Here is a 25353-nt window from a genome sequence, read left to right as displayed (position 1 = left end):
GGGTGCGGCGCCGCACTGTTTACGGGCGGGCGGCCGGGGGCAGCTCGGCGGGCGAGGCGGGGTGCCAGGTCAGCGGGTCGGCGCCGAGGTCGGCCAGCAGCGGCACCTGCTCCTGGCACCAGGGCGAGACGGCCAGCAGCCCGTTGCGCACCCCCTCCGCGAACTCCTTCCACGGCATCCACATCGTCTCCCCCACCTCGGCGGGGTTGGGGACGGCGGGCGAGGTCACGGTGACGCGGTAGACCGGGCAGAGCTCGTGCTCGACGATCCCGTTGGCCATGACGGCGCGGTAGGAGAAGGCCGGCAGCATGAGGTCGACGCGGTCCACCGTGAGCCCCAGCTCGTAGGAGAGCCGCCGCTCGACGGCCCGCTCCAGGGGCTCGCCCGGCAGCGGGTGGCCGCAGCAGCTGTTGGTCCAGATCCCCGGCCACGTGAGCTTGCTGTCCGCTCTCCTGGTCAGCAGCACCCGGCTCTCGTGATCGAAGACATAGCTGGAGAACGCCAGGTGAAGGGGTGTCTCGCGACCGTGCACCGCCAGCTTGGGCGCTGTCCCGAGTGCGTGGCCGTCGCGGTCGACCAGCACAACGTGTTCCTCAGTCGTCACGCTATGAAGCGTACGAGACACCGTGACCGTTCGGAACCCACGGCCCACCTGCCGCAGCATGACTCTCGCGCATCCTAGGCGATGGGGGGAGGGCTAGGCTGGCCGCGTGTCATTTGTGGCCGACCTACGCGTGGTCCTGCGAGGCGAAGATTTCCGGCGGTTGTTCGCCACCCGGCTGATCTCCCAGTTCTCCGACGGGATCTTCCAGTTCGGGGTGGCCGGGTTCGCCTTCTTCAGCCCCGAAACCAAGACGACGGCGCTCGCGGTGGCCGCCGGGCTGGCGGTGCTGCTGCTGCCGTACAGCGTGCTCGGGCCCTTCGTGGGCGTGTTCATCGACCGCTGGTCACGACGGCAGATCCTGGTGGTCGCGCCGATCGTGCGCGGCGCGCTGCTGGTGGTCGCGGCGGCGCTGGTCGCCGCCGACGTGCCGGACACGGTCTTCTACGGGGCGGCGCTGGCCGTGCTGGGCGTCAACAGGTTCTTCCTGGCCGCGCTCGGCGCCTCGCTGCCGCACGTGGTGCCGGCCGACCGGCTGATGGCCGCCAACGCGGTCGTCCCCACGTCGGGCACCGTGGTCACATTCGTGGGCGTGGGGCTCGGTTATCTGCTGCGCAAGGTGTTCGGCGCCGAAGACTACGGCGTGGCGCTGCTCCTGGTCGTCTCGGGCGTGGTGTTCGGCCTGAGCGCGCTGGTCGCGCGGACGATGGACCGCGGGCTGCTCGGCCCGGAGTCCGACCCGAGCCGGCCGCAGGCGCGCGAGGCCCTGCGCAACGTGGTCGGCGGCCTCACGGACGGCGCCAGGCACCTGGTCAGGCACCGCGTCGCGGCCTCCACCATAGGCGCGATGGCCGCCCACCGCTTCTTCTACGGCATAGCCACCGCGCTCGGCATCATCCTCTACCGCTACTACTTCTACAACGGCGACGCCGACGCCGCGCTGAGCGGCGTCAGCCTGGTCGTGGCGACCTCCGGCGTCGGCTACGCCATCGCCGTGGTCATCACCCCGTACGCCACCGAGCGGTTCACGATCGAGCGCTGGGTGCCGATCGCGCTGACCACGGCCGGGCTGCTGACGGCGGCGCTGGTGCTGCCGTTCCAGGAGTGGGGGCTGCCGGTGGCGGGGTTCGTGCTGGGCGTGGCCGGGCAGAGCGTCAAGATCTGCGCCGACACCACGGTCCAGCGCGACGTCGAGGACATCTACCTGGGCCGGGCGTTCTCGATCTACGACATGCTCTTCAACGGCATGTACGTCCTCGCCGCGGCCCTGTCGGCGGCCATCCTGCCCGCCGACGGCAAGTCCTACACGGCCGTCGTGATCGCCGCCGTCGGCTATCCCCTGGCCGCGCTGGCGTACCGGATGATCACACGCCCGCGTCGTTCGACCTCGCCCACTCCAACAACGCCTCGGTAGCCGCCTCCTTGCCGATCACGCCCTTGTCGAGCCTGATCTCCAGCAGGAACTTGTACGCCTGCCCCACCACCGGCCCCGGCCCGATGCCGAGGACCCGCTGGATCTCGTTGCCGTCGAGCTCGGGCCGCATCTTGGCCAGCTCCTCCTCGTCGGCGAGCCTGGCGATGCGCTCCTCGAGCTGGTCGTAGGTCCGCGACAGCGCCGTGGCCTTGCGCTTGTTGCGCGTGGTGCAGTCGGCCCTGGTCAGCTTGTGGAGCCGGTCCAGCAAGTGGCCGGCGTCGCGCACGTAGCGGCGTACGGCGCTGTCGGTCCACTCCCCCGTGCCGTAGCCGTGGAAGCGCAGGTGCAGCTCGACCAGCCGCGCCACGTCCGACACCACGTCCTTGGGGAACTTCAGCTCCGTCATGCGCTTCTTGGTCATCTGCGCGCCGACCACCTCGTGGTGGTGGAACGACACCCGCCCGCCCGTCTCGTGGCGGCGCGTCTTCGGCTTGCCGATGTCGTGCAGGAGCGCCGCCCAGCGCAGGATCCGGTCGGGCTTGCCGTCCTCCTCCTGCGCGATGGCCTGGTCGAGCACGGTCAGCGTGTGCTCGTAGACGTCCTTGTGCCGGTGGTGCTCGTCGATCTCCAGCCGCAGCTTGGGCAGCTCGGGCAGCACGTGCGCGGCCAGCCCGGTCTCGACCAGCAGCCGCAGGCCCTCGCGCGGGTTGGCGCCGCAGACGAGCTTGTCGAGCTCCTCGCGGATGCGCTCGGCCGAGACGATCTCGATGCGCCCGGCCATCTCGGTCATCGCCGCCACGGCGCCCTCGTCCACCGCGAACCCGAGCTGCGAGGCGAACCTGGCGGCCCGCAGCATGCGCAGCGGGTCGTCGCCGAAGGACCGCTCGGGGGTGCCCGGCGTGCGCAGCACCTTGGCCTTCAGGTCGTCGAGCCCGCCGTACGGGTCGACGAACTCGTGGCCCGGCAGCCGCACCGCCATCGCGTTGACCGCGAAGTCGCGCCGTTCGAGGTCCTCGTCGAGCGTCTCGCCGTACATGACCTCGGGCTTGCGCGACTTCGGGTCGTACGACTCGCTCCGGTACGTCGTGATCTCGATCAGCCAGCCGCCCTTGCGCAGGCCCACCGTGCCGAAGTCGATGCCGATGGTCCACACGGAGTCGGCCCAGTCCCTGACGAGCTCCAGCACCCGCTCGGGGCGGGCGTCGGTGGTCAGGTCGAGGTCGTTGCCGATGCGGCCGAGCAGCAGATCGCGTACGGGGCCGCCGACGAGGGCCAACTCATGGCCCTGCGCGGCGAACAGGCGGCCGAGCTCGTCGGCCACCGGGGCGATCTTGCGGAACAGGTCCGTCATGGCCCGCCGTTGGCTGTCAGTCAGAGTTGAGTCGGACAAGCGGGTAGGTCCTTCTGGGAGCATTCCGGAACATATCCCCCGAGCCACACCAGGTCCGGGTTACCGTCGGTCCAAGGACCGTCGGGGGCCAGGGAACGAGGCAAGGAGGACTATATGAAGGACGCCCTCGCGATCCACCGCTGGCTCCTCGCCCACCAGGTCCATCATGAGATCGTACGCCTTCCGCGTCCCATGACATGCGCGGAAGATCTGCCCGAGGCGGTCTCCGCTGCACCGAGCAGGTGCCTGATGGTCACAGTGCTCGAGGTCGCCACGAGGGTCGGCCGCGAGGTCGTCATCGCGGTCACCACCCCCGTGTCGGCGCCGCCACCGGTGGGAGCCGTCGGCGGAGTGCTGGGCGTGCGCCGGGTGCGGCCGGCTCCGGTCCACGTGGTCAACGCGGCCACCGACTACGCGAGCGGGCTGGTGTGCCCGCTGCTCCTGCCCGAGCCGCTGCCCAAGTTCATCGACGACCGGCTGCCGGCCGACTTCCTGGCCGACGGCGGGCCGGTCTACACCGCGACCGGCGAACGGCATACCGCCCTGACCCTGCGCGCACTCGACCTGATCGCACTCCTGCCAGGCAAGATGGTCGACCTCAGGGCGAAAGGAACACGTGAGGCGGTCGCGCGGCGGCACTGAGCCCGTACCATTGCGGGCGTGTGTCGTCGTCCTCCAGCTCGGGCATTCGCGTGATCCGTAAGGCCACGCTGCTCGCCGCGCTGCTCGCCCTCATCGTGGTGGCGACCGCGCCCGGCGCGGCTGCCACGAAGTCCGCGAAGGCGAGCAGGCAGACCCTGGCCGTGTCGATCGCGTCGATCTCGCCTCAGGTGCCGACCTCGCAGACCGATGTGATCAAGTTCACCGGCACGCTCCGCAACGACAGCGGCGTGCCGCAGAGCGGCCTGCGCGTACGCCTGCGCTACACGCCGCAGAAGCTCCCCGACCGCGTCACCATGGCCGCCTACCAGGCCGACCAGAACCCCGCGACGCTGCCGTTCCGCGCCTCGCAGAACTCGTTCATGGACATCCCGGCGCTGGCCGCCGGCGCCCAGGCGCGATGGGAGTTCACCGCGACGCCCATACAGCTCAGCTACGGCTCGTTCGGGGTCTACCCGGTGGCCGTGGAGGTGGTCCAGAACGGCCTGCAGGTCATGACGCAGCGCACGTACCTGACCTACGCGCCGCCCACGGTGCCGAAGCTGCCGCGCAACAAGCTGGCCATCGCCCTGCCCGTCATCGACCAGCCGCACCGCGGGACCGACGTCGACCCGAAGACCCGCATGCCGCTGTTCGTGAACGACAAGCTGAGCCAGTCGATCACCGGCAAGGGCCGCCTGGCCGACCTGGCGCGCATCGCGCAGGCCGCGCCCAAGCCCGTCACCTGGCTCATGGAGCCCTCGCTGCTCGACGACCTCGACGCGATGAAGAACAAGTACCTGGTCAAGGTCAAGGACGAGACGCAGGAGAAGCCCGCCAACCCCGAGGCCGCCAACTGGCTGACGACCATGCGCACCGCGCTGGCCGACTCTCCCGTGGTCGCGGTCCCGTACGCCGATCCCGACGTGGCCGCGCTCGCGCACCAGGGGCTGGACACGCAGACCGGCCGGGCGATCGAGCTGGGCAGGCAGAAGGCCGCCGCACTGCTCCAGCGCGAGGTCAAGACCAACATCAACTGGCCGCCCGCGGGCATGCTCGACGCCGACGCGCTCGACCTGCTCTCGGTCAGCCTCCCGGCCGGCAAGGAACGGGTCGACACGGTCCTGCTCAACTCCACCAACCTGCCGCCGCAGCCGCCCGTGCCGTTCACGCCCGACGCCGCCGCCACGCTCGACTCGGTGAACGGGCCCGTCACCGCGCTGGTCGCGGACGCCGAGCTGAGCAAGCTGTTCGAGCCCGCGGCGCCCACGTCCGTGCTGCTCAGCACGCAGCGGTTCATCGCCGAGACCGCCATGATCGCCGCGGAGGCCGGCCAGACCTCGCCCAGGTCCCTCGTCATCGCCCCGTCGCGCCGGTGGGACCCCAACCCCACGCTCGTCAACGCGCTGATGAGGACCGCGGACAAGCTGCCGTGGCTGCGGCTGACCCCGCTGGAGTCGATCAAGCCGAGCAAGCTGTCGGTCCCGCGCGCCGGGCTGACCTACAGCGACCAGGACCGCAAGGAAGAGCTGACCGCGAAGTACCTCGACCCGGTCAAGGGCATCGCGTCGAATGCGCAGCTCACTTCCCTGATCACGGAAACGAAGACGCCGTCGAGCTTCGACGCGGCGGTCCTCCGGCTGACCTCCTCAGCCTGGCGCAACAGCACCCGCGCGGGCCGCGCGGTGACCAAGCTGGTCCGCGAGGCGGTGACGGACCAGACCGACAGGATCCAGATCACCGGAGCGGGCCCCAGCTGGACGCGCACGCTGGCGGGCAGCAACGGCGCGGTCCCGATCAGCGTCAAGAACGAGCTGGGCGTTCCGATCGCCCTCTACATCGACGTCACGTCCAACAACCGCGAGCTGTTGCAGGTCAACTTCGACCAGACGGGGCCGATGAAGATCGGCCCGCGGCAGAGCGGCACGGTCCAGGTGCCGATGAACGCCGCGGCCGGCACGAGCGGCGACGCGACGGTGACCGTGCAGCTCAAGACCTCCGACAACCAGCCGTACGGCAAACCGCAGCGGCTGACCATCCGCATTACCGGCTACACCGGGATCGCCTCGGTGATCGTGGGCGCCGCCCTGACCGTGATGCTCGCCGCCGTGGTGATGCGAGTGTTGCGGCGCAGGTCGGAGCGGAAGCTCGCGCACGCGGCCAAGACCCGGGAGAATGAGATCGTATGAGTCGCATGCTTCGGGCCAGCGCCATCATGGCCGCGGGCACGATGGTGTCCAGGGTCACGGGGTTCGTGCGGACCATGGTGCTGGCCTACGCCATCGGCACGAGGGCGCTGGGCGACTCCTACAACGCGGCGTACGCGATCCCGTACAGCATCCTCGACCTGCTGCTGCTCGGCGTGCTGAGCAGCGTCGTGGTGCCGATGATCGTCCGGGCCCAGCAGCACGACGCCGACGGCGGCCGGGCGTACGAGCAGCGGCTGCTGACGATCTCCGCGGTGGCGCTGATCGTGGTCGCGGTGGTGGCGGTGTTCGGCGCGCCGCTGCTGATCGACCTCTACACCGACTGGGCCCCGGGCAGCCCCAAGTTCGAGGTCGCGGTCACGCTGGCCCGCTTCATCCTGCCGCAGCTCGCCTTCTTCGGCGTGGGCGCGGTGGCGGGCGCCATCCTCAACACCCGCGACCGCTACGGCGCGCCCATGTGGGCGCCGGTGGTCAACAACCTGGTCGTCATCTGCGTGTTCCTGGCATACGCCATGGTCGGCGGCGAGCGCGACAACATCGAGCAGATCAGCACCGGTGACATGGCGCTGCTCGGGCTGGGCACCACGGCCGGCATCGTGGCCCAGGCGGTCATCCTGATCGTGGCGCTCAAGCGGGTCGGGTTCGTCTTCGTGCCCCGCTTCGACGTGCGCAACGCGCGGCTGGGCGAGATGGGCAGGGCAGGCGTCTGGACGATCGGCTACGTGATCGTCACCCAGCTCGGCTTCATGCTGACCACCAACCTGGCCAGCGCGGCGGGCAACGTGGTCGAGGGGCACGGCATCAGCCCGTACACGCTGGCGTTCCAGCTCTTCCAGCTCCCGTACGGCGTCATCGGCGTCTCGGTGATCACCGCGATGCTGCCCAGGATGAGCCGGGCCGTCGGCGAGGGGCGCTTCCACGACGTGCGGAGCGAGTTCGGGTCGAGCGTGCGGCTGATCTGCTCGCTGATGGTGCCGGTGTCGCTGCTGCTCATGGTGCTCGGGCCGGCGATCACCGTGCCCATCTACGGCCACGGCGCCAACAGCGTCGCGGACGCCGTCTACATCGGCAACGTGCTGCAGGTCTACGGGCTCGCGCTGGTGCCGTTCGCGCTGTTCCAGCTGTTGCTGCGGGTCTTCTACAGCTTCGGCGACACCCGTACGCCGGTGTTCATCGGCGCGGCCACCACGGCGGCCAACGCGGCGCTCATGCTGGTGTTCAACGCGTTGCTGCCGGCCCGGTACGTGGTGATGGGGCTGGCGCTCGCGTACGCCATCGCGTACGCGCTGGGCGCGGTCGGGGCGTGGTTGCTGGCCAGCCGCCGTGTCAGAGGGCTGGGTGGCTGGAGCATCGGCATGGCGTTGACCAGGATGTATCTGGCGGCTCTGCCCACCGCTGTGGTGGCGCTCGCGGCGGTTTGGGTAGTCACGGGGGTGTTCGCCGGGCTAGGGTTCGTCAATTCGCTGATCGTTCTCGCGGTCGGCGGGGGCCTCGGGTTGCTGCTCTATCTAGGCGTCGCGCACAGAATGCGCATCCCCGAGGTCAATTCCATCGTTGGGATGGTCGCTGGGCGGGTAGGCCGGTAAAGAACGCGGGCCGAATCCACTCGGCACTAACATGGAGCCCGACACGCGCGAATGGAAGCAGGAGGGGCGTGGGCGGATCCACCCGGCATAGCGTGCCTTCGTGGGACACCACCACGCAGGTGAGTCGAGTCATGAACACGCCCGATCGGCCAAGCGGAGTGAACCTGTGAGCACGTCGGCCGTCGAACCCGGCACCCGTCTGGCCGAGCGCTTCCGGCTCGAGGACCGCGTCAGCGAGTCCGACGGAGCCACGCTCTGGAAAGCAATCGATGAGATCCTCGCGCGTCCCGTGGCCGTCCACACCTTCGCGCCCGACTTCCCCCGCGTCCACGAGGTGGTCACGGCCGCCCGCGCCGCGAGCAGGCTGACCGACCCGCGCCTGACGCAGGTTTTCGACGCCGCGGAGGACGACAAGGCCGCCTACGTCGTCAGCGAGTGGGTCACCGGCGAGTCGCTGACCGACCTGCTCGCCTCCGGCCCGCTGGAGCCCGAGCGCGCGGCGGGGCTGGTGGCCGAGGCCGCCGAGGCGCTCGCGCACGCCCACGAGGCCCAGCTCTACCACCTGTGCCTGCGTCCCTCCCACTTGGTGTGGACGACGGGCAACACGGTCAAGGTGCTCGGCGTGGCCGTGGACGCGACCCTGTACGGGCTCACCACCGACCAGCCGGCGCTCGACGACGCCGAGGGGCTGGGCCGGCTGCTGTACGCCGGGCTGACCGGTCACTGGCCGGGCGACGAGGAAGAGGGCGGCCTGCCCGCGGCCCCCATGACCGACGGCCACTTCTGCACGCCCCGGCAGGTCACCGCCGGCGTGCCGAGCTACCTCGACACGGTGACCGTGCGCGCGTGCCTGCCCGAGTCCCGCAGGGGCACGGGCGCGCTGGCCAGCCCGTCCGACGTGGCCGAGGCGCTGTCCGGCGTGGCCAGGCCCATGCCGATCCCGATCTCCTACCCCTCGACCCCCGCGGTGGCCTCCGCCTCCCACACCGAGGGCCTGGACCTCGTCCACCGGCAGCAGCTCACCGTCCCGCAGAGCCCGCCCCCGCCGCCGCGCCGTCCCTCGGGCGGCGGCAGCACGCTCAACCGCGTGCTGATGACGCTGGTCGTGCTGCTCGTCATCGCGGCCGTCGGCGTCGGCGCCTGGACGATCGGCCGCAGCCTGGGCAGCCCGACCAAGCCCGAGGCGTCGGGCTCCAGCCCCAGCACCTCCACGTCCGCCTCGGCCGAGGCCCAGACCGTCAAGCCGAAGAAGGCCCAGGGCTTCGACCCGCTCGGCGACAACAACGAGAAGCCCGACCTGGCCGACCTGTCCATCGACGGCAAGCCCGGCACCCTGTGGAAGACGGAGCGCTACGACAGCGCCGACCTGGGCAATCTCAAGAAGGGCGTCGGCCTGCTGCTCGACATGGGCAAGTCCATGCAGATCAGCGACGTGGTCGCTACGCTGTCCGATGCTTCGGGCGCGTCCGTCGAGCTCAAGGTGGGCGACTCGCCCGATCTGTCCGCGCTGAAGACGGTGGCGACCGCGAAGAACGCCGCAGGTAAAACCACTCTTACCCCTGATCAACCGGCAACTGGACAGTACGTTTTGATCTGGTTTACCCGGGTTCCGATGGATGGCGGCGAGTTTCATGGCACCATCTATGAGGTAGTGGTGCACTCTCCCGGATCGGCATAACCAGGAATCTCTCTTGTGAACTCCCCACCCGAGACACCCTCAGCAGCGGAGCGGCCGGCGATCACAGACGCCGAGCTGCTGACCGCGCACATCAACGGGGACCCTCACGCCTTCAGCGAAATCGTCAAACGGCACCGCGACCGCATGTGGGCGGTCGCCCTGCGTACGCTCGGTGACCCCGACGAGGCCGCCGACGCCGTGCAGGACGCCTTCGTCTCCGCATATCGCAAGGCCTCCACGTTTCGCGGCGAGGCAGCCGTCACGACCTGGCTCCACCGGATCGTGGTCAACGCCTGCCTCGACAGGATGCGCCGTAAATCGGTCAGGCCCGTCGCCGACGACGAGCTGATCGAGGCCGCTGAGCGCGAGACCCCCTTGCCCGACCAGACCGTCGAACGCGAAGTCTCCATGGAGGTTTCGGCCGCATTGAAACTCCTGCCCAGCGACCAGCGGGCGGCTCTCGTCCTCGTCGACATGATGGGTTATTCGGTCGAAGACGCAGCTCAGGTGCTCCAAGTGCCGAGCGGCACGGTCAAGAGCCGGTGCGCCCGAGGGCGCGCGAAACTTGCCCCAATTCTTTCCCATCTGCGGAACCGATCGGACCTCAATCGCGTCTCATCCGCGAAGGGAGCAGAACTTCGTGACGGGTGATACGCACTACGATCTGGAAATCCTGGCCGAGTTGGCCGAGGGTCTCCTAGATGTCGACACGGCGCGCCGGGTCCGCGAGCATCTCGCGGTCTGTGACCCATGCGGGGAGCTACTGGCAGACCTGGCGGCGGTTCGCGAGGTGCTCGCGGCGACCCCCACACCGGCCATGCCGATGGGCGTCGCACTGCGCATCGACAAGGCTTTGGCCGCCGAGGCGGAGTTCCGGCGGGGAGGTGTCGGCCTCGTGGAGGCGCCCGACTGGGACGAGCTCATGCGGGACGCCCCGTGGGAACGACCGGTCGAGGTGGCCGCTGAGGCGGCTCCCGAGCCGGTGCGGCTGGGCGTCGTCTCCGACGACGGCACGATCGTCCCGGCCAAGCCCTCTCGCAGACGCCGGTGGGCGATGCCCGCGATCGCGGCCGCGGCGGCGGTCGCCGTGGTGGGCACGGCGGTGGCCTCCACCGGCCTGCTCGCGAGCGGCGGCGGCAGAAGCAGCGGCGTCGACGTGATGGCCGGCGGCGTGACCGAGACCTCCGTTGTCCCCTCGACCCCGGCCAAGGTCCCCACGATGGCCAGGTCCTACGGGCTGACCGACAGCGGCCACAACTACAGCGACCAGGACCTGCGCCAGCCGCTCGAAGGCATGTTCGGCTTCCAGCGCATGGTGGGTGGCGGCTCCGACGACGACGGCAAGGTCGACAAGTGCGTGAAGCGGGTCTCGAGCCGCTCCAAGCTGCCGGCGTACGCGGTCGACCAGGGCCAGTACAACGGCCAGGAGGCCCTCGTCGTGGCCTCGTGGAAGGACAAGGCCAGCCAGAGGCTGCGCATCGACATCGTCGACCCGTTCAACTGCAAGAACCTGCGTAAGCCCACACTGGGCCGCTGGTAAAGGACATACACGTCAGAGCCCGCCTCGGCGGGCTCTTTCGCTTTGTGCGAGCGTTGTGTGTAGGGCAGGGAATCAGGGCGGCCTAGGATCTGTTGACGCCCGTGCAACAGCAGACGAGGAAGGCGTGGGAGCGTTGAGCGACGTTCGTAACGTGATCATTATTGGATCCGGCCCAGCTGGCTACACCGCGGCCGTCTACTCCGCGCGCGCCGAGCTCAAGCCGCTGGTCTTCGAGGGCTCCGTGACAGCCGGCGGCGCCCTCATGAACACCACCGATGTGGAGAACTTCCCGGGTTTCCCCGACGGCATCATGGGCCCCGACCTCATGGACAACCTGCGCAAGCAGGCCGAGCGGTTCGGCGCCGAGCTGGTCACCGACGACGTGGTCGAGGTGGACCTGGAGGCGAACCCCAAGGTCGTCAAGACCCACACCGACACCTACTACGCCAAGTCGGTCATCCTGGCGATGGGCTCCGGCTACCGCGAGCTCGGTCTGGAGAACGAGAAGCGCCTGTCCGGGCATGGCGTGTCCTGGTGTGCGACGTGTGACGGCTTCTTCTTCCGCAACAAGGACATCGTGGTCGTCGGCGGCGGCGACACGGCGATGGAGGAGGCCACGTTCCTCACCAGGTTCGGCCGCATGGTGACGGTGGTGCACCGCCGTGACGAGCTGCGCGCCAGCAAGATCATGCAGGAGCGGGCGCTCGCGAACGACAAGATCCGTTTCGTCTGGGACTCCGAGGTCGTCGACGTGCTCGGCGACACCCGCGTCGAGGCCGTGCGGCTGCGTAACGTCAAGACCGGCGAGGAATGCGAGCTGGCCACCGACGCGTTGTTCATCGCGATCGGCCACGACCCGCGCACCGATCTGGTCAAGGGGCAGATCGACCTCGACGAGGACGGCTACGTCAAGGTTGCCTCGCCGTCCACGGAGACCAACATCGACGGTGTGTTCGCCGCGGGAGACGTTGTCGACCACACCTACCGTCAGGCCATCACCGCTGCCGGCACCGGCTGCTCGGCCTCGCTCGACTCCGAGCGCTGGCTGGCGAACAACGAGAAGTGAGTAAGGAGCGCACCGTGAAGGCTGTCACCGACGCCTCTTTCGAAGCCGACGTCCTCAAGAGTGACAAGGCCGTTCTGGTCGATTTCTGGGCAGAGTGGTGCGGGCCGTGCCGTCAGGTCGCCCCCATCCTGGAGGAGATCGCCAAGGAGCACGGCGACAAGCTGGAGATCGTCAAGCTCAACATTGACGAGAACCCCGACGTTCCGCGCCAGTACGGTGTGCTCCAGATCCCCACGATGAACGTCTACCAGAACGGCGAGGTCGTGAAGCAGATCATCGGCGCCAAGCCGAAGGCCATGCTGCTGCGCGAGCTCGACGGCATCATCTAGCCCGCCCTCCCGCGGCGCGCGCCCGGCCCCCCGCCTCTGGCGGGGGGCTTTCGCGTTCTCCCTGCTTGTACGGCGGCTTGTACGGCCCCGCTTGTACCGCCCTGTGCAGCCGCTTGTACGGGCCTGTGCGGTCGTCAGACGGGACGTAGCGCCCGTTCCGGACTCATGGAGCCCAGGAGTCGCTCCAAAGCCACCTCGACGTCCTCACGCCACGAGACGGCGGTCTTGAGCTCCAGCCGGAGCCGCGGAAAACGCAAATGCGGACGAACCGTCTTAAAACCAACAGAAAGGAAGTATTCCGCCGGAACTACGCAACTAGGCTCTTCCCACTTGAGGTCGCCAAAAGCTTCAATGGCTTTCACGCCACGCCTGGTCAGGTCTTTGGCCACGCCCTGGATCAGCATCCGACCCAGCCCGCCACCCGAGAACTCCGGAATGATGTGCGCGGTCATCAGCAGCACGGCGTCGGCGCTGACCGGCGAGGTGGGGAAGGCCACGGAGCGGGGGCTGTAGAGCGGTGGGCTGTAGAGCACGAACCCGGCAGGCACCCCGTCGACATAGGCGATTTTCCCGCAACTGCCCCACTCGAGCAGCGTGCCGGAGAGCCACGCCTCCTTCTCCAGCCCAGGATCCCCCGACCGAACCGCCCGCTCCCCGCTCATGGGGTCAAGCTCCCAGAACACGCACCGCCGGCAGCGATGGGGCAGATCTTCAAGATTGTCCAGGGTTATGTTGACCAGCCGACGCGACAACTACGGCCCCCTGTCGTTGACCCGGAAAAGCGCGCGAAAACCGCGTCCACAGGTGGCATCGTAGCCCAGTGAAGATACCGCCAGCGGACGCCACGACGGTCGAGCCCGTCACGGGCGACATGTCCGGTTAGCGTAATCTGGTATTTCAGTCCGATATGACACCTAGGAGGTGGGCCGTGACAGGAGAGCTGGATCACGGTCAGGCACCCGCGACCCAAGGGTCGCGCATCGACGCTTACGTCGATCGGTACGCCGCGCGAGCTACCGGGATGGTCGCCTCCGAGATCCGAGCTCTTTTCGCCGTCGCGTCGAGGCCCGAGGTGGTCTCGCTCGCGGGCGGCATGCCGTACGTCACGGCTCTTCCCCTCGACATGGTCGGCGAGCTGGTCTCCGACCTCGTCACCAAGCGCGGCCCCGTCGCGCTCCAGTACGGTTCCGGTCAGGGTGACCCGCACCTGCGTGAGCAGATCTGCGAGGTCATGCGGCTGGAGGGGATCAACGCCGGGGCGGACGACGTGGTCGTCACCGTCGGTTCGCAACAGGCCCTCGACCTGATCACCCGGATCTTCATCGACCCGGGCGACGTGGTGCTCGCCGAGGGGCCCTCGTACGTGGGGGCGCTGGGTACGTTCGCCGCCTATCAGGCCAAGGTCGTTCATATCGCCATGGACGATCAGGGCATCGTGCCCGAATCCCTCGCCCAGACCATCTACGCGCTGGAGACGGCCGGGGCGCCCATCAAGTTCCTGTACACGATCCCGACCTTCCACAACCCGGGCGGCGTCACCCTGAACATCGCCCGGCGGCAGCAGGTGCTCGACATCTGCCAGCGGGCCGGGGTGCTGATCATCGAGGACAATCCGTACGGACTGCTCGGCTTCGACGGGGAGCCCATGCGCGCCCTGCGCGCCGACAACCCGGACGGCGTGGTCTACCTGGGGTCGTTCTCCAAGACGCTCGCCCCCGGCTTCCGCGTCGGCTGGGCGCTGGCCCCGCACGCCATCCGCGACAAACTCGTGCTGGCCATGGAGTCGGCCGTGCTGTCGCACTCCTCGTTCACCCAGCTCGCCGTGGGCCAGTACCTCGCCACGCAGCCCTGGCGGGAGCAGATCAAGACGTTCAGGGAGCTCTACCGAGAGCGCCGAGACGCGCTCCTGGACGCGCTCGAATCCCTGATGCCGCCCGAGGTCACCTGGACGCGACCCGCGGGCGGCTTCTTCGTGTGGGCGACCCTTCCCGAAGGGCTCGACTCGAAGGCCATCCTGCCGCGGGCGGTGGCCGAGCGGGTGGCATTTGTACCGGGGACCGGGTTCTTCTCGGACGGGAGCGGGGCGCGGCATATGCGGCTCTCGTACTGCTTCCCCGAGCCGGACCGGATCCGGGAGGGAGTGCGGCGGCTGGCCGGCGTGATCGACCAGGAGATGCAGCTGAGGGACACGTTCGGCACCAGCTCGGCCCGCGACCACCAGGGCGTCGACACCCCCGGCCCCGACCTGGCCTAACCGCTGTCTCCAAGGGGGCCGGCACCGCCTCACCGCTCCGCCGGCCCCACCGAGCCCACCCTCCGGACTCGGCCACCTCTCTGCACCGATCACCCTCTTCAGGACCAGCCAGCCCCCGCTCCACCCACCCCTCTTCAAGCCTGGCCACCCCTGCTCCACTTGCTCCTCCGGGCCAGCCACCCCTTGCTCCACCTACTCCCCCGGGCCCGCCACTCCTTGCTCCACCTACTCCCGGGGCAGCCACCCCTGCTTGACCTGCTCCCCGGGCCAGCCGCCCTTGTCCGCCCAGTCACCCCAAGGCCTGGCCTGGCCTGGGCCGCGGCGAGCGGCACCACCGCGCTGGACCTGTGGCCCATCCACCCCTTGCTGCACCCCATCAGGCTTCCGGGCACACCTCCCTTCGACCACGAGCGCCGCAACAGACCACCACCAACGCCTTTTGGCCTTCCCCCTCGCCGGTCGGCCCTCCCCCTGCCCGGTCTCACGCCCACCTGAGATCCGCCACCCGCCTGGCCTCACACCTACCCGCGCACCGCCACCCGCTCACCCGCCTGGCCTCACACCTGGCCGCACACCACCCCCGGTGCGCCTCATCCCGCTCGCGAACAGCCACCACCGTGGCCTCGCACTCTCACGGACACCGCCGCAGCCTTAGCGCCGCTCCCTTCCTAATCACCGTCTCCAGCCCTCCCCTCACCCGCGCCATCCCAAAGTCCGCCCGCCACCACCCTGGCGCACACCATCGCCACTTGCCCCTTCCAGGCACCACCATCGCCCTGCCCCATAAGCCAGGTAACCCCTGACCGGGACCCCCTGACCGTAGGCCTTCTCCAAGCCCCGCCACCGCCCAGTTCACTACGGCTTGGCGGTACGGTTGGACAGCGGCGCGTGCGATCAGCGGAGGAGATGTGATGAGCGATCTGGGCCACGTGCTCGTGCTGGCCGGAGGTCTCTCCTATGAGCGAGAGGTGTCCCTGCGCTCCGGTCGCCGAGTCAGCGAGGTGCTGCGTGCGGCGGGCGTCGACGTGGAGGCCCGCGACACCGACGCGTCCCTCGTGCCCTCCATCCTCGCGGACCCGCCGGACGCGGTCTTCGTGACCCTCCATGGTGGCGCGGGCGAGGACGGCGCGATCCGTTCCGTCCTCGAGCTTCTCAACGTCCCGTACGTGGGCGCCGACCCGGACGCGTGCCGAGTGGCCTTCGACAAGCCCACGGCCAAGGCTGTCGTACGCTCGGTCGGCCTGCGGACGCCGCAGTCCGTCACGCTGCCGAAGGAGACGTTCCACGACCTCGGCGCCACGGTGGTGCTGGGGCGCATCATCGAGCGCCTCGGCCTGCCTCTCTTCGTCAAGCCCGCCCGAGGCGGCTCGGCGCTGGGCGCCTCGATCGTCCGCACGGCAGAAGAACTCCCCGCCGCCATGGTCGGCTGCTTCGCGTATGGCGACACGGCGCTGATCGAGCAGTACGTGGATGGCGTGGAGGTGGCGGTCTCCGTCGTGGACCTCGGCAAAGGCCCGGAGGCTCTGCCGGCCGTGGAGATCGTCCCGGACGAGGGCGTCTACGACTACGCGGCGCGCTACACGGCCGGACACACCGAGTTCTTCGCCCCTGCCCGTCTCTCCGCCCAGGCGGCCGCGGCGTGCGCCGAGACGGCGGTAACCGCCCACACGGCTCTCGGCCTCCGGGACATCTCCCGTACGGACCTGATCGTCGACGCCGACGGCATCCCGCACTTCCTGGAGGTCAACGTGGCCCCAGGAATGACGGAGACCTCACTCCTCCCGATGGCCGCCGAAGCCGCCGGCCAGGACCTGGGCGACCTCTGCCGCACCCTCCTCCAAAACGCCGCCACCCGCGCCCACGCCTGACCACCACTCCCTCCCACCTCCTCTACGGCCAACCAGTCAGCGCGCGCCTGCCCCGTGATTCCCAGGCGCGCCCTCCCACCCGTGACTTCACCTCACGGATAGCCCGCTCCCATTCGCCCGAGCGCGGCCAACTCAAAAAACGGCTCGAATCCGTGCACCCGCCAGCAACAGCCCTCCCGGAAGCCGACGTCGAAGATCGGCCCGGAAGCGAGCACGCAACGGCAAGCCAACCCGAGGCCGAGCAACCGCCAGCACGACCACCCCGAAGCGAACGACCGGCACCAGAGCCGACTCAGCGACGAACGCCCCGCGGCACGGCCAACCTAGTCTCAAGCACCCAACAGCACGCCACCCAGAGCGAACGGTCAACACCACAGCCGACACACAGGCGGACATCCAACACCACGGCCAACCCGGACGTGGGCAACCACCACTGCAACCATCCCGCACCGAACGCTCGGCACCACAGCCGGCACACAGGTAGACGTCCGGCAGCAAGGCAACCCACCACCGAGGCGAACGGTCAGCACCACAGCGGACGCAGAGACAGACATCCGACGGCACGGCCAACCCAGAGGCAAGCGACCGCCAGCACGGTCAGCCCGGGGGAGGGCAACCGCCACCGCGACCAACCCCGAGCGCGAACGGCTAGCACCGCCGCCGACGCAGAGACAGACATCCGACAGCGCAGCCAACCCAGAGGCGAGCGACCGCCAGCATGACCACCCCCCAGCGCAAACGGTCAGCACCACCGCCGACTCAAAGACAGCCATCCGACGGCGCAGCCAACCCAGAGGCCAGCGCCCGCCAACACGACCACCCCAGAAGACGAACGAGCGGCACTACCGCCGACTCAGAGGTGAGCATCCGAGAGCACAGTCGGTTCGGGGCCGCTTCCGGCGGAGTGGCTGAGTCCTTGAGACAGCACACGACTCAGAGCTGGTTTCCTCCCGGCAGAGGCCGCAGCGGCGCGACGCTTGCTGGAGTAGAGCGCCACGGTCGCTTGGGCAGGGCGACCCCGCCCCCTGGCCGCCTAGAGCGCTTCTCCGCCGCCACCTTTGCCTTCGCCTTCCCGCGCTGAGCCACCACGGACGCCAGCCACCACGCAGAGGAAGAGCACAAGCGTTCGTGCCGGCATCCTGCCGCATCTAGGTCGCACGCCTCCCGTTCATCACCAGCCCATCCACAGAACGTGCGGAAGAGATAGCCCCCACCGGATCCACAGCCTCGTGGCACGGGATCGATCGGCAGATGCCCGGACGCCGGGCTGAGGGCAGATAAGTAGCCTTACCGTGTGCTGATCGATTCGATGTACCCCAAGAGCTTCGCCAGCGACAACCACGCCGGCGTCCACCCGACCATCCTCGAAGCCATCGCCTCAGCCAACCACGGAGACGCGCCCGCGTACGGCGACGACAACTGGACCTCGGCGTTCGAGGACAAGGCCAAGGAAGTGTTCGGCGCGGGCGCCGAGGGCTTCGCGGTGCTCAACGGCGCGGGCGCCAACATGGTCGGGCTGGCCCTCATGCTCGGCCGCTACGACGCGATCCTCTGCGCTGACAGCGCCCACATTGCCACGCATGAAGCAGGAGCCTCGGAACGCCTGCTCGGCGTCAAGCTGATGACGATCCCCACCAAGGACGGCAAGCTCCGCCCGGAAGACATCAAGTCCCGCCTGGGCGGGATCGGCAACCCCCACGAGTCCCAACCCACGGTGGTCTCCATCTCCCAAGTCACAGAGCTCGGCACCTGCTACTCCCCCGCCGAGATCGCCGCCGTGGCGGAGGCGGCACACGAGTCGGGTCTACGGCTCCACATGGACGGTGCCAGACTCGCGAACGCCGCCGCCTTCCTCGACTGCGATCTGAAGGCCATCACGACGGACGCCGGAGTGGACGTCTTCAGCTTCGGCGGCACCAAGAACGGCGCTCTGGCGGCCGAGGCGGTCGTCGTCCTCGACTCCTCGCTCGCGCCCGCTGTCCCGTTCCTCCGCCGCCAGTCACTGCAACTCGCCTCGAAGATGCGCTTCATCTCAGCTCAGCTTTCGGCGCTTCTGACGGACGACCTATGGCGCGAGAACGCTTCTCACGCCAACAAGATGGCCGCCCGGCTGGCGGACGGACTCGCCGATGTGCCCGGCGTTTCCTTGGCGCACCCGGTCCAGTCCAACGCCGTCTTCGCCGTCCTCCCACCCGCCGTCGCGGAGACCCTCAGAGGACGCTACCTGTTCCACTACTGGGACGAGCGCGCCGGCATCGTCCGCTGGATGACCGCCTTCGACACGACGCCGGAGAACGTGGACGACTTCCTCGACGACCTCCACAAGGCCGCCGCCGCGTAGCCTAGCGCCCACGCCGCCCGCTGTTTCACGTGAAACACGTCGCCCCTCTGAGCAGCGCGACACGGCTCCATGTTTCACGTGAAACGCCCCCCAAGAACCGCCCACCCCGAAGAACCGCCGCCCGTACGACGATCTGCCAACCTGAGCTCCCGACCAACCAAGCACCTCGTTTCACGTGAAACACCGGCCGTCCGAAGCGGGACTTGGCATCGGTTTCACGTGAAACAGCGGCCTTGGCGAACCGTCCGCTGCGGTCTCACGTGAATCAGCAATCCCAACCGGGCGCCTCAACGCTTCGTCGGCCGTCACCGCCGCATCGCCCGTACGCGAGGACGGCAGCGGCCGGGAGTGAGCAGCTGACAATGACGGTTTCACGTGAAACGGCGAATCCGGACCGGGCAGATCAATCGCTCGTCCGCCGGCACCGCCGCGACGTCCATCGCGAGGCCGCTAGGGGCGGGGGGTCGATCGGTAGGCAGCGACGGTTTCACGTGAAACAGCGGCCCCGGCGAACCGTCCGCTGCGGTCTCACGTGAAACAGCTATCCAAACCAGGCGCCTCAACCGTTCGCCAGCCGTCACCGCCGCATCACTCGTACGCGAGGACGGCAGCGGCCGGGAGCGAGCGGCTGGCAATGACGGTTTCACGTGAAACAGCGTCAGTCTTCGGACTCCCGCATCGCGCGGACAGCTTCCGGCGCCATGGTGCCGATGATCCGCTCAAGGTCGTCGATCGTGGCGAACTCAACGACGATGCGTCCCTTGCGGCGGCCCAAATCCACCTTCACCTTGGTCTCGAAGTGGTCCGAGAGGCGGTCGGCGAGGTGGGTGAGACCGGGAGCGGTGGGCTTGGGTGCCTGGCGCTCACGCGCGGGCTTTGTGGCCGCCTTGGCGCTCCCCATCGCGACGATCTCCTCAACCGCCCGGACCGAGAGGAGCTCCGCCACGATTCGCTTGGCCAGTTCGATCTGCTCGTCAGCGCTGCCGAGGCCGAGGAGGGCTCGAGCGTGACCGGCGCTGATGACCCCTGCGGCCACCTTCTGCTGAACCTCAGGCGGGAGGTTCAGCAAGCGGAGGGTGTTGGTGATGTGGGAGCGGGAACGGCCGACCTTCTGCGCCAACTGATCGTGCGTCGCCTGGAAGTCGTCGAGGAGTTGCTGATAGGCCGCAGCTTCTTCAAGGGCGTTCAGCTGCTCACGCTGAAGGTTCTCGATGAGGGCGTCCCGAAGGAGATCATCGTCCTGAGTGTTGCGGACGATCGCCGGAACCGGGTCCAAGCCGACCTGCTGACACGCCCGCCAGCGCCGCTCCCCCATGATCAGCTCGTACTGGCCACCGCCGACTGATCTGACCACGATCGGCTGCAGGAGACCGACCTCGCGGATGGATGCCGCCAACTCCTCGAGGCGTTCCCCGTCGAAGATCTCACGCGGCTGCCGCGGGTTCGGGACGATCGCGTCCAGCGCGACCTCCTTGAAGTACGCGCCAGCGATCGGCCTCGGGCCGGTGTCCGCCGTTGAACCATTCGACGGGGCAGGCACCGTTCCCGTTCCGTCAACGATGGGACCGGTCGGGATGAGTGCCCCGAGCCCCTTGCCCAATCCCCGCCGCTGCTGACTCACTGCGTCTCCTCATCCACCCGGCCGATTCCGGTCACTCCAGGAGAGGTTACCGTCGTGCGCGCGACGGGGCGCCCCCTCGCCACACACCACCCGGTTCTATTTACACCGACACGATCACAAACCAACCGAACGACTGACTTGAGCCCATCTCACGCTCGAGACAATCGCCACCGCCACCACACGATCCGGTGCCGCGGTCAAGGGTCTCCATGCCGCGCCTGAACGCACTTCCCCCGCGGTGCCCTCCCCGACGCCCTCACCACCTTTCTCCTCCATCTCGCTACTCCGCATCCCTGCGATCGCATCACCTCGCCTCCCCGCCTCATCACTCCCCCGTCCCGCCGCCTCTCGCCGCCTCGCCGCCTCGCCGCCTCGCCGTCCCAACCCCCTGTTCCACGCCTCGCTGCCTCGCCACCTGGCCACCCGGCTGTCCTGCCGTCCCGCTGTCCCACCGCTTCGCCGCCTCACCATCCCGCCGCCTCACCATCCCGCCGCCTCACCATCCCGCCGCCTCACCATCCCACCGCCTCACCATCCCACCGCTTCGCTGCCCTGCCATCCCGCCATCCCGCTGTCCCACGGCTTCGCCGCCGCGCCGTCCCGCCTTCCTGCCCCACCGCCTCACCGTCCCACCGCTTCGCTACCCTGCCATCCCGCCATCCCGCTGTCCCACGGCTTTGCCGCCGCGCCGTCCCGCCTTCCTGCCCCACCGCCTCGCCACTGCCCCGTCCCGACGCCTCGCCGTCCCACGCTTCGCCGCCTTGGCACAGCGCGGCGTCGGCCCAGGGGGGCAGCTCCGCTCGGCGTGAGGGTTCTTCAGCCTCCCCCATCGCCATAACCCGGGATGCCGAGGCGGCGGCAGAACGGCGGGATCGCGGGTGCCAACGTCCATCGGACAGTGCGCTTAGACGTCACGCTCGACGCCAGCGGTGCCTGAAGAGCTTTCGTTCATCCGACGCTGCGCTTAGACGCCGCGGCTTGACGGCCGCGTTGCTCGGGGCGCCATAAGCCACCGCACGGCGCGCGTCGACGCCGACGCGGTGCTGGCGGGTGAGGCGCCACCGCGTGATCGCGCCCGCGCTGGTACCCGAGGCGACCCCTGCGCTGGTGGTCGGCTGCCCGCGTCCATTGGGAAGGCGGAGCCGCGAGACGCCCATGTGGCAAGGCGGGGGATGCCGTTGTAGGACGTTCGAATCTCACTCCGCCTAGCCAGCCCGCAACCGCACTCGCTGTGCCTCGCTCGTATGCCACGGTGCCGACGCCTCACGATCCTGCCGACGCGTCCGACCCGCAACGGCGGCGACTGTGCCCCCGGTCGCGAGCCGCGGTGGCCAGCGTCTCACGATCCTGCTGGTGAGTCGGTCCCTTCGCTCTGCCCCGTCCGGCTGCCCTGCTGCGGGGCATACCTGATTGCTCTGCTACCGCACCTATCCGGCTGCTTTGCCCCCGCTGGTCCGGCTTGCTTGGCTGTCCTGTCGGCCCTGCCAGCCCTGTCGGCCCTGTCGGCCCTGCCGGCCCTGTCCGCCCTGCCAGGTCCGGTTGGCCTGGCAGTCCTGTCGGCTCTATCGGCCCTGCCGGCTCGGCCGGAGCGGCTGGCCTGGCTGGCGCGGCTGACTAGGTTGCCTGGCACCCCTGCCCGTTGTGCCCATCCTGTTGCCCGGCTGGCCAGCCGGCTGCATGACTGCCTGGTTGCCGCGCCCAACCGACTGTCCAGCTCGTCTGGCCGTCCAGCGACGCATCGGCCCGGACGCCTCGATCGTGGTGCTCGTTCCGGGCCGCTCTGCAGACTCTCGTCCACCCTCCCTGCAGTCACCCAGCATTCGCCACCATTTGTCCCGGCAGGCCCGCCTTTACCGCACGTCGCATCGCCGTCTCGCTGTGCCGCTCGCACTCAAGAGTCAGTGTCCCCTGTCTGGTTGCGCCACCGAGACGCCGTGATGCTGGGCTCGCGCCGGCCCCAATGACGGCAGCTTGTCGTTTGCGCGTGCTGTCGTCTCGATGTGCCTGGGGCAGGGGGTCGGGCCTCTACGGCGGTTGTGCGATCCGTGGGGAGGCATGCTCGTATGCCCTGGCTCACTGCTGCTCGTGTCGAGGCAAGAGGAGGTAGGGCGGGCCGGTGGGCTGGGTCGCGGGCAAGGCCGCGGTAGGCGGGATGGCTGCGTATGGCGGGGTTGTGGGTGCTGTGGCGGGAAGATGGGGGTGGAGGGGCCTGGGTGTGGGCGTGGGTGGGTGAGGGCTTGGCGGCCGGCCGGGTGGGCGGGGCGCGGGAGTTGTGGTGCTGGGGTGGGGTTAGGCGACGGGGGCGCGGTGGGCGATCTCGCGGGCGGCGTCCATGTAGGCCATCGCGCCGCTGGAGCCCGGGTCGTACGTCATCACCGACTGCCCATAGCTGGGCGCCTCCGACAGGCGGACGCTGCGGGGGATGACCGTGTTGAGCACCGTGTCGCCGAAGTGTGACCGGACCTCGTCCGCCACCTGAGAGGCCAGCCGGGTCCGCCCGTCGTACATCGTCAGGACGATGGTCGAGAGCTTCAGCGTCGGGTTGAGGTGTGCGCGGATCAGGTCGACGTTCCTGAGGAGCTGTCCGAGGCCCTCCAGGGCGTAGTACTCGCACTGGATCGGGATCATGACCTCCTCGGCCGCCACCAACGCGTTCACCGTCAGCAGGCCCAGAGAGGGCGGGCAGTCGATCACGATGTAGTCGAGGTCGATCGCCTCGTACGCCGCCAGCGCGCGCCGCAGGCGGGCCTCACGGGCCACCAGCGAGACCAATTCGATCTCCGCGCCGGCCAGGTCGATGGTGGCCGGGGCGCAGTAGAGGTTCGGCATGTCGGGGACCTGCTTGACGATGTCCGCCATCGGGAGGTCGTCAACGAGGACCTGATAGACGTCCGGCACGTCGCCGCGGTGCTCGGTGGCCAAGGCTGTGGAGGCGTTGCCCTGAGGGTCGAGGTCCACCACGAGGACGCGCTGCCCATGCATAGAAAGGGCGGCGGCGATGTTCACCGATGTGGTGGTCTTGCCCACTCCGCCCTTCTGGTTGGCCACCGCGATCACCCTGGTCTTGGATGGACGCGGCCACGTGCCGTCCCCGCCGTCGGGAGTCTGAGCGGCCGTCGGGGTTGCGGATGTTTCACGTGAAACCACTGAGCTGAGTGCCTCTCGTACCAACGGCGAATCACCGGGATTCAGGGGGGTCTGGGTCACGATGTCCATCCTTTCAACCAGTGGTGTGCCGGTGCCAGGAGTTGACTGTCGCGACACGCCCATTTCGGGCCAGCCAACCCCGCTTGGACTCTCGGACGGACGGCTGTCCGGCCAACCAAGACCGCTTGACGCGACTGGCACGACCGTCACCTCCTTCGTCGACGCCTGGCTCGCTCCGGCGTGCGACCCGCTACCACCCGAACCAGTGTTGCAGGCGGCTCGACCTTACCGTGCCCGACGGTCACAAGCTCGGCCGTTCGTGCCCCGATGGCCCGCAATTGGGACTCCGCCTCGGCGAGCTCCTCGGCGGCGCGCTCCCCCTTCATGGCGATCAGCTCGCCACCCTCGTGGAGCAGCGGCATGGCCCATTTCAGCAGGCGATCGAGCGGCGCGACGGCACGAGCGCTGGCGACGTCGAACTCGCGCTTGCCCGCCAGCTCCTCCGCCCGGCTGCGCAGCACCTCGACGTTGTCGAGCTTGAGCGCCTCGACGCACTCCTCCAAGAAGACGGTACGGCGAAGCAGCGGCTCCAGGAGCGTGACCGTGATGTCCTGCCGGACGATAGCCAGCACGAGCCCGGGCAGCCCGGCGCCGGAGCCGATGTCCACCAGGTGCACGTCCGGAGGCACGGCCTCGGCCACGACCGCGCAGTTGAGCAGATGGCGATCCCAGATCCTGGGCACCTCACGTGGACCCAGCAGCCCGCGGACCACGCCGGGCCCCGCCAGCAGCTGGGCGAACGCGTTCGCGCGTTCCCAAGCCTCCCCGGCGAAGACGTCCCGCGCTATGTCCGGCGGCGCCGGAAGCTCATCGCTCACTGGTCGGTGGCCCTTTCTGGGGCTGGTGGCCCTTGTTCGGTGGGAAGCCGGGTGGTCTCTACCCAAGGCTAAAGGTGAGATCACAGTGGAAGACTAGCGGGCCGGTCTGAAGGCGACCTTTCAGCACGCCGCCGTCCGTGTGACCCGGTCCGGATGGGGAGCGTTAACAAGGGGCATGCGCGCATAAATGCGCGCTACGACATACGTACAGAGATAAAAGAGCCTAAATGCGAAACGGCCGTCCACCACGCGTGCGTGCGGGCAGACGGCCGGATCGGATGGCGTAACACCCCTCAGGCGGGCAGGACCACCACGTAGCGGTGTGGCTCCTCGCCCTCGGACTCACTGCGGAGCCCGGCGGCCGCCACCGCGTCGTGCACGATCTTGCGCTCGAAGGGCGTCATCGCGTGCAGCGACCTGGGCTCGCCGCCGTCCTTGACCTCGTTGGCGACCTCGGTGCCGAGCTTGGTCAGCTCGGCCCTGCGCCGCTCGCGGTAGCCCCCGACGTCGAGCATCAGGCGCGAGCGCTCACCGGTCTGCCGGTGCACGGCGAGGCGGGTCAGCTCCTGGAGCGCCTCCAGGACCTCTCCCCCGGGACCGACGAGCTCGTTGCCCTTGAGCCCCACGACGGAGACCATGGCGCGGTCGCCCTCGACGTCCATGTCGATGTCGCCGTCGATGTCGGCGATGTCGAGAAGGCCCTCGACGTAGTCGGCAGCGATCTCGCCTTCCTGCTCCAGCGCGTTGAGATCAGGAGCCTTCTCCTGCTCGGCCTCGGTCATGGCCGGCCTCTC

At 69.0% G+C, this 25353-nt stretch carries 19 protein-coding genes; 12 read left to right on the top strand and 7 right to left on the bottom strand.

Features of this window, described 5'->3' with window-relative positions:
* Nucleotides 1–19: 19 nt before the first annotated feature.
* A complete protein-coding gene (gene idi / locus ACWDX9_RS01845) occupies nt 20–604 on the bottom strand; it encodes an isopentenyl-diphosphate Delta-isomerase (protein WP_364251958.1) in 585 nt (194 codons plus the stop codon).
* 106 nt (nt 605–710) lie between these two features.
* Here idi and ACWDX9_RS01840 point away from each other — a divergent pair, with 106 nt between their 5' ends.
* Nucleotides 711–2015 (top strand): MFS transporter, encoded by a 1305-nt coding sequence (locus tag ACWDX9_RS01840; protein ID WP_449947833.1) that lies wholly within the window; start codon nt 711–713, stop codon nt 2013–2015.
* On the opposite strand, the gene ACWDX9_RS01835 is transcribed toward ACWDX9_RS01840, so the two are convergent.
* Entirely contained in the window at nt 1966–3366 is a 1401-nt protein-coding gene (locus ACWDX9_RS01835) for a CCA tRNA nucleotidyltransferase (protein WP_449947831.1), read from the bottom strand. The genes ACWDX9_RS01840 and ACWDX9_RS01835 overlap by 50 nt on opposite strands.
* A 153-nt stretch (nt 3367–3519) precedes the next feature.
* Between ACWDX9_RS01835 and ACWDX9_RS01830 the strand changes: the two genes are divergently transcribed.
* The 8 genes from ACWDX9_RS01830 to trxA all read left to right on the top strand — a co-directional run bounded on the left by ACWDX9_RS01830 (nt 3520) and on the right by trxA (nt 12450).
* Entirely contained in the window at nt 3520–4047 is a 528-nt protein-coding gene (locus ACWDX9_RS01830; protein WP_363978822.1) for a YbaK/EbsC family protein, read from the top strand.
* A gap of 50 nt (nt 4048–4097) precedes the next feature.
* Nucleotides 4098–6233, top strand: a complete 2136-nt coding sequence (locus ACWDX9_RS01825) for a DUF6049 family protein (protein ID WP_449947828.1) — start codon at nt 4098–4100, stop codon at nt 6231–6233.
* Nucleotides 6230–7837 (top strand): murein biosynthesis integral membrane protein MurJ, encoded by a 1608-nt coding sequence (gene murJ, locus ACWDX9_RS01820; protein WP_449947826.1) that lies wholly within the window; start codon nt 6230–6232, stop codon nt 7835–7837. The genes ACWDX9_RS01825 and murJ overlap by 4 nt, the downstream gene beginning before the upstream one ends.
* 166 nt (nt 7838–8003) lie before the next feature.
* A complete protein-coding gene (locus ACWDX9_RS01815) occupies nt 8004–9515 on the top strand; it encodes a protein kinase family protein (RefSeq protein ID WP_449947823.1) in 1512 nt (503 codons plus the stop codon).
* A gap of 15 nt (nt 9516–9530) precedes the next feature.
* On the top strand, nt 9531–10166 hold the full coding sequence (gene sigM, locus ACWDX9_RS01810; RefSeq protein WP_449947820.1) for an RNA polymerase sigma factor SigM: 636 nt from the start codon (nt 9531–9533) through the stop codon (nt 10164–10166).
* On the top strand, nt 10156–11055 hold the full coding sequence (locus tag ACWDX9_RS01805) for an anti-sigma factor family protein (protein ID WP_449947817.1): 900 nt from the start codon (nt 10156–10158) through the stop codon (nt 11053–11055). The genes sigM and ACWDX9_RS01805 overlap by 11 nt, the downstream gene beginning before the upstream one ends.
* Nucleotides 11056–11188: 133 nt before the next feature.
* The gene (gene trxB / locus ACWDX9_RS01800; RefSeq protein ID WP_449947814.1) at nt 11189–12121 is read left to right on the top strand and encodes a thioredoxin-disulfide reductase; all 933 of its coding nucleotides are present in this window, start codon (nt 11189–11191) and stop codon (nt 12119–12121) included.
* 14 nt (nt 12122–12135) lie between these two features.
* Nucleotides 12136–12450: a thioredoxin gene (gene trxA / locus ACWDX9_RS01795; protein WP_350724208.1), complete on the top strand. Its 315-nt coding sequence runs from the start codon at nt 12136–12138 to the stop codon at nt 12448–12450.
* A 134-nt stretch (nt 12451–12584) separates the two neighbouring features.
* Here trxA and ACWDX9_RS01790 read toward each other — a convergent pair whose 3' ends face one another.
* Nucleotides 12585–13202, bottom strand: a complete 618-nt coding sequence (locus ACWDX9_RS01790; protein ID WP_350724210.1) for a GNAT family N-acetyltransferase — start codon at nt 13200–13202, stop codon at nt 12585–12587.
* Nucleotides 13203–13378: 176 nt separating this feature from the next.
* On the opposite strand from ACWDX9_RS01790, the gene ACWDX9_RS01785 reads away from it, so the two are divergent.
* The 3 genes from ACWDX9_RS01785 (at nt 13379) to ACWDX9_RS01775 (ending at nt 18913) form a co-directional block, all read left to right on the top strand.
* Nucleotides 13379–14704 (top strand): PLP-dependent aminotransferase family protein, encoded by a 1326-nt coding sequence (locus ACWDX9_RS01785; protein ID WP_397374590.1) that lies wholly within the window; start codon nt 13379–13381, stop codon nt 14702–14704.
* Between the two features lie 911 nt (nt 14705–15615).
* Nucleotides 15616–16572 (top strand): D-alanine--D-alanine ligase family protein, encoded by a 957-nt coding sequence (locus ACWDX9_RS01780; protein ID WP_449947812.1) that lies wholly within the window; start codon nt 15616–15618, stop codon nt 16570–16572.
* 1294 nt (nt 16573–17866) lie between these two features.
* Nucleotides 17867–18913 carry a threonine aldolase family protein gene (locus ACWDX9_RS01775; RefSeq protein WP_449947810.1) on the top strand — a complete coding sequence of 349 codons (1047 nt, stop codon included), beginning with the start codon at nt 17867–17869 and terminating at the stop codon, nt 18911–18913.
* A gap of 658 nt (nt 18914–19571) precedes the next feature.
* Here the strand turns inward: ACWDX9_RS01775 and ACWDX9_RS01770 are convergent.
* The 4 genes from ACWDX9_RS01770 to ACWDX9_RS01755 form a co-directional block, all read right to left on the bottom strand.
* Nucleotides 19572–20534, bottom strand: a complete 963-nt coding sequence (locus ACWDX9_RS01770) for a ParB/RepB/Spo0J family partition protein (RefSeq protein ID WP_449947808.1) — start codon at nt 20532–20534, stop codon at nt 19572–19574.
* Between the two features lie 2289 nt (nt 20535–22823).
* Nucleotides 22824–23750: a ParA family protein gene (locus ACWDX9_RS01765; RefSeq protein WP_449947806.1), complete on the bottom strand. Its 927-nt coding sequence runs from the start codon at nt 23748–23750 to the stop codon at nt 22824–22826.
* Nucleotides 23751–23887: 137 nt separating this feature from the next.
* Nucleotides 23888–24559, bottom strand: coding sequence for a 16S rRNA (guanine(527)-N(7))-methyltransferase RsmG (rsmG, locus tag ACWDX9_RS01760; RefSeq protein WP_357746441.1), 672 nt, complete (start codon nt 24557–24559; stop codon nt 23888–23890).
* Nucleotides 24560–24852: 293 nt separating this feature from the next.
* Nucleotides 24853–25341: a Jag family protein gene (locus tag ACWDX9_RS01755; protein WP_192789032.1), complete on the bottom strand. Its 489-nt coding sequence runs from the start codon at nt 25339–25341 to the stop codon at nt 24853–24855.
* Nucleotides 25342–25353: the final 12 nt, after the last annotated feature.

It is taken from the genome of Nonomuraea sp. NPDC003201, assembly GCF_053590415.1.
The sequence above is the reverse complement of the archived record's forward strand: the minus strand, read 5'-3'. Positions and strand labels throughout refer to the sequence as shown.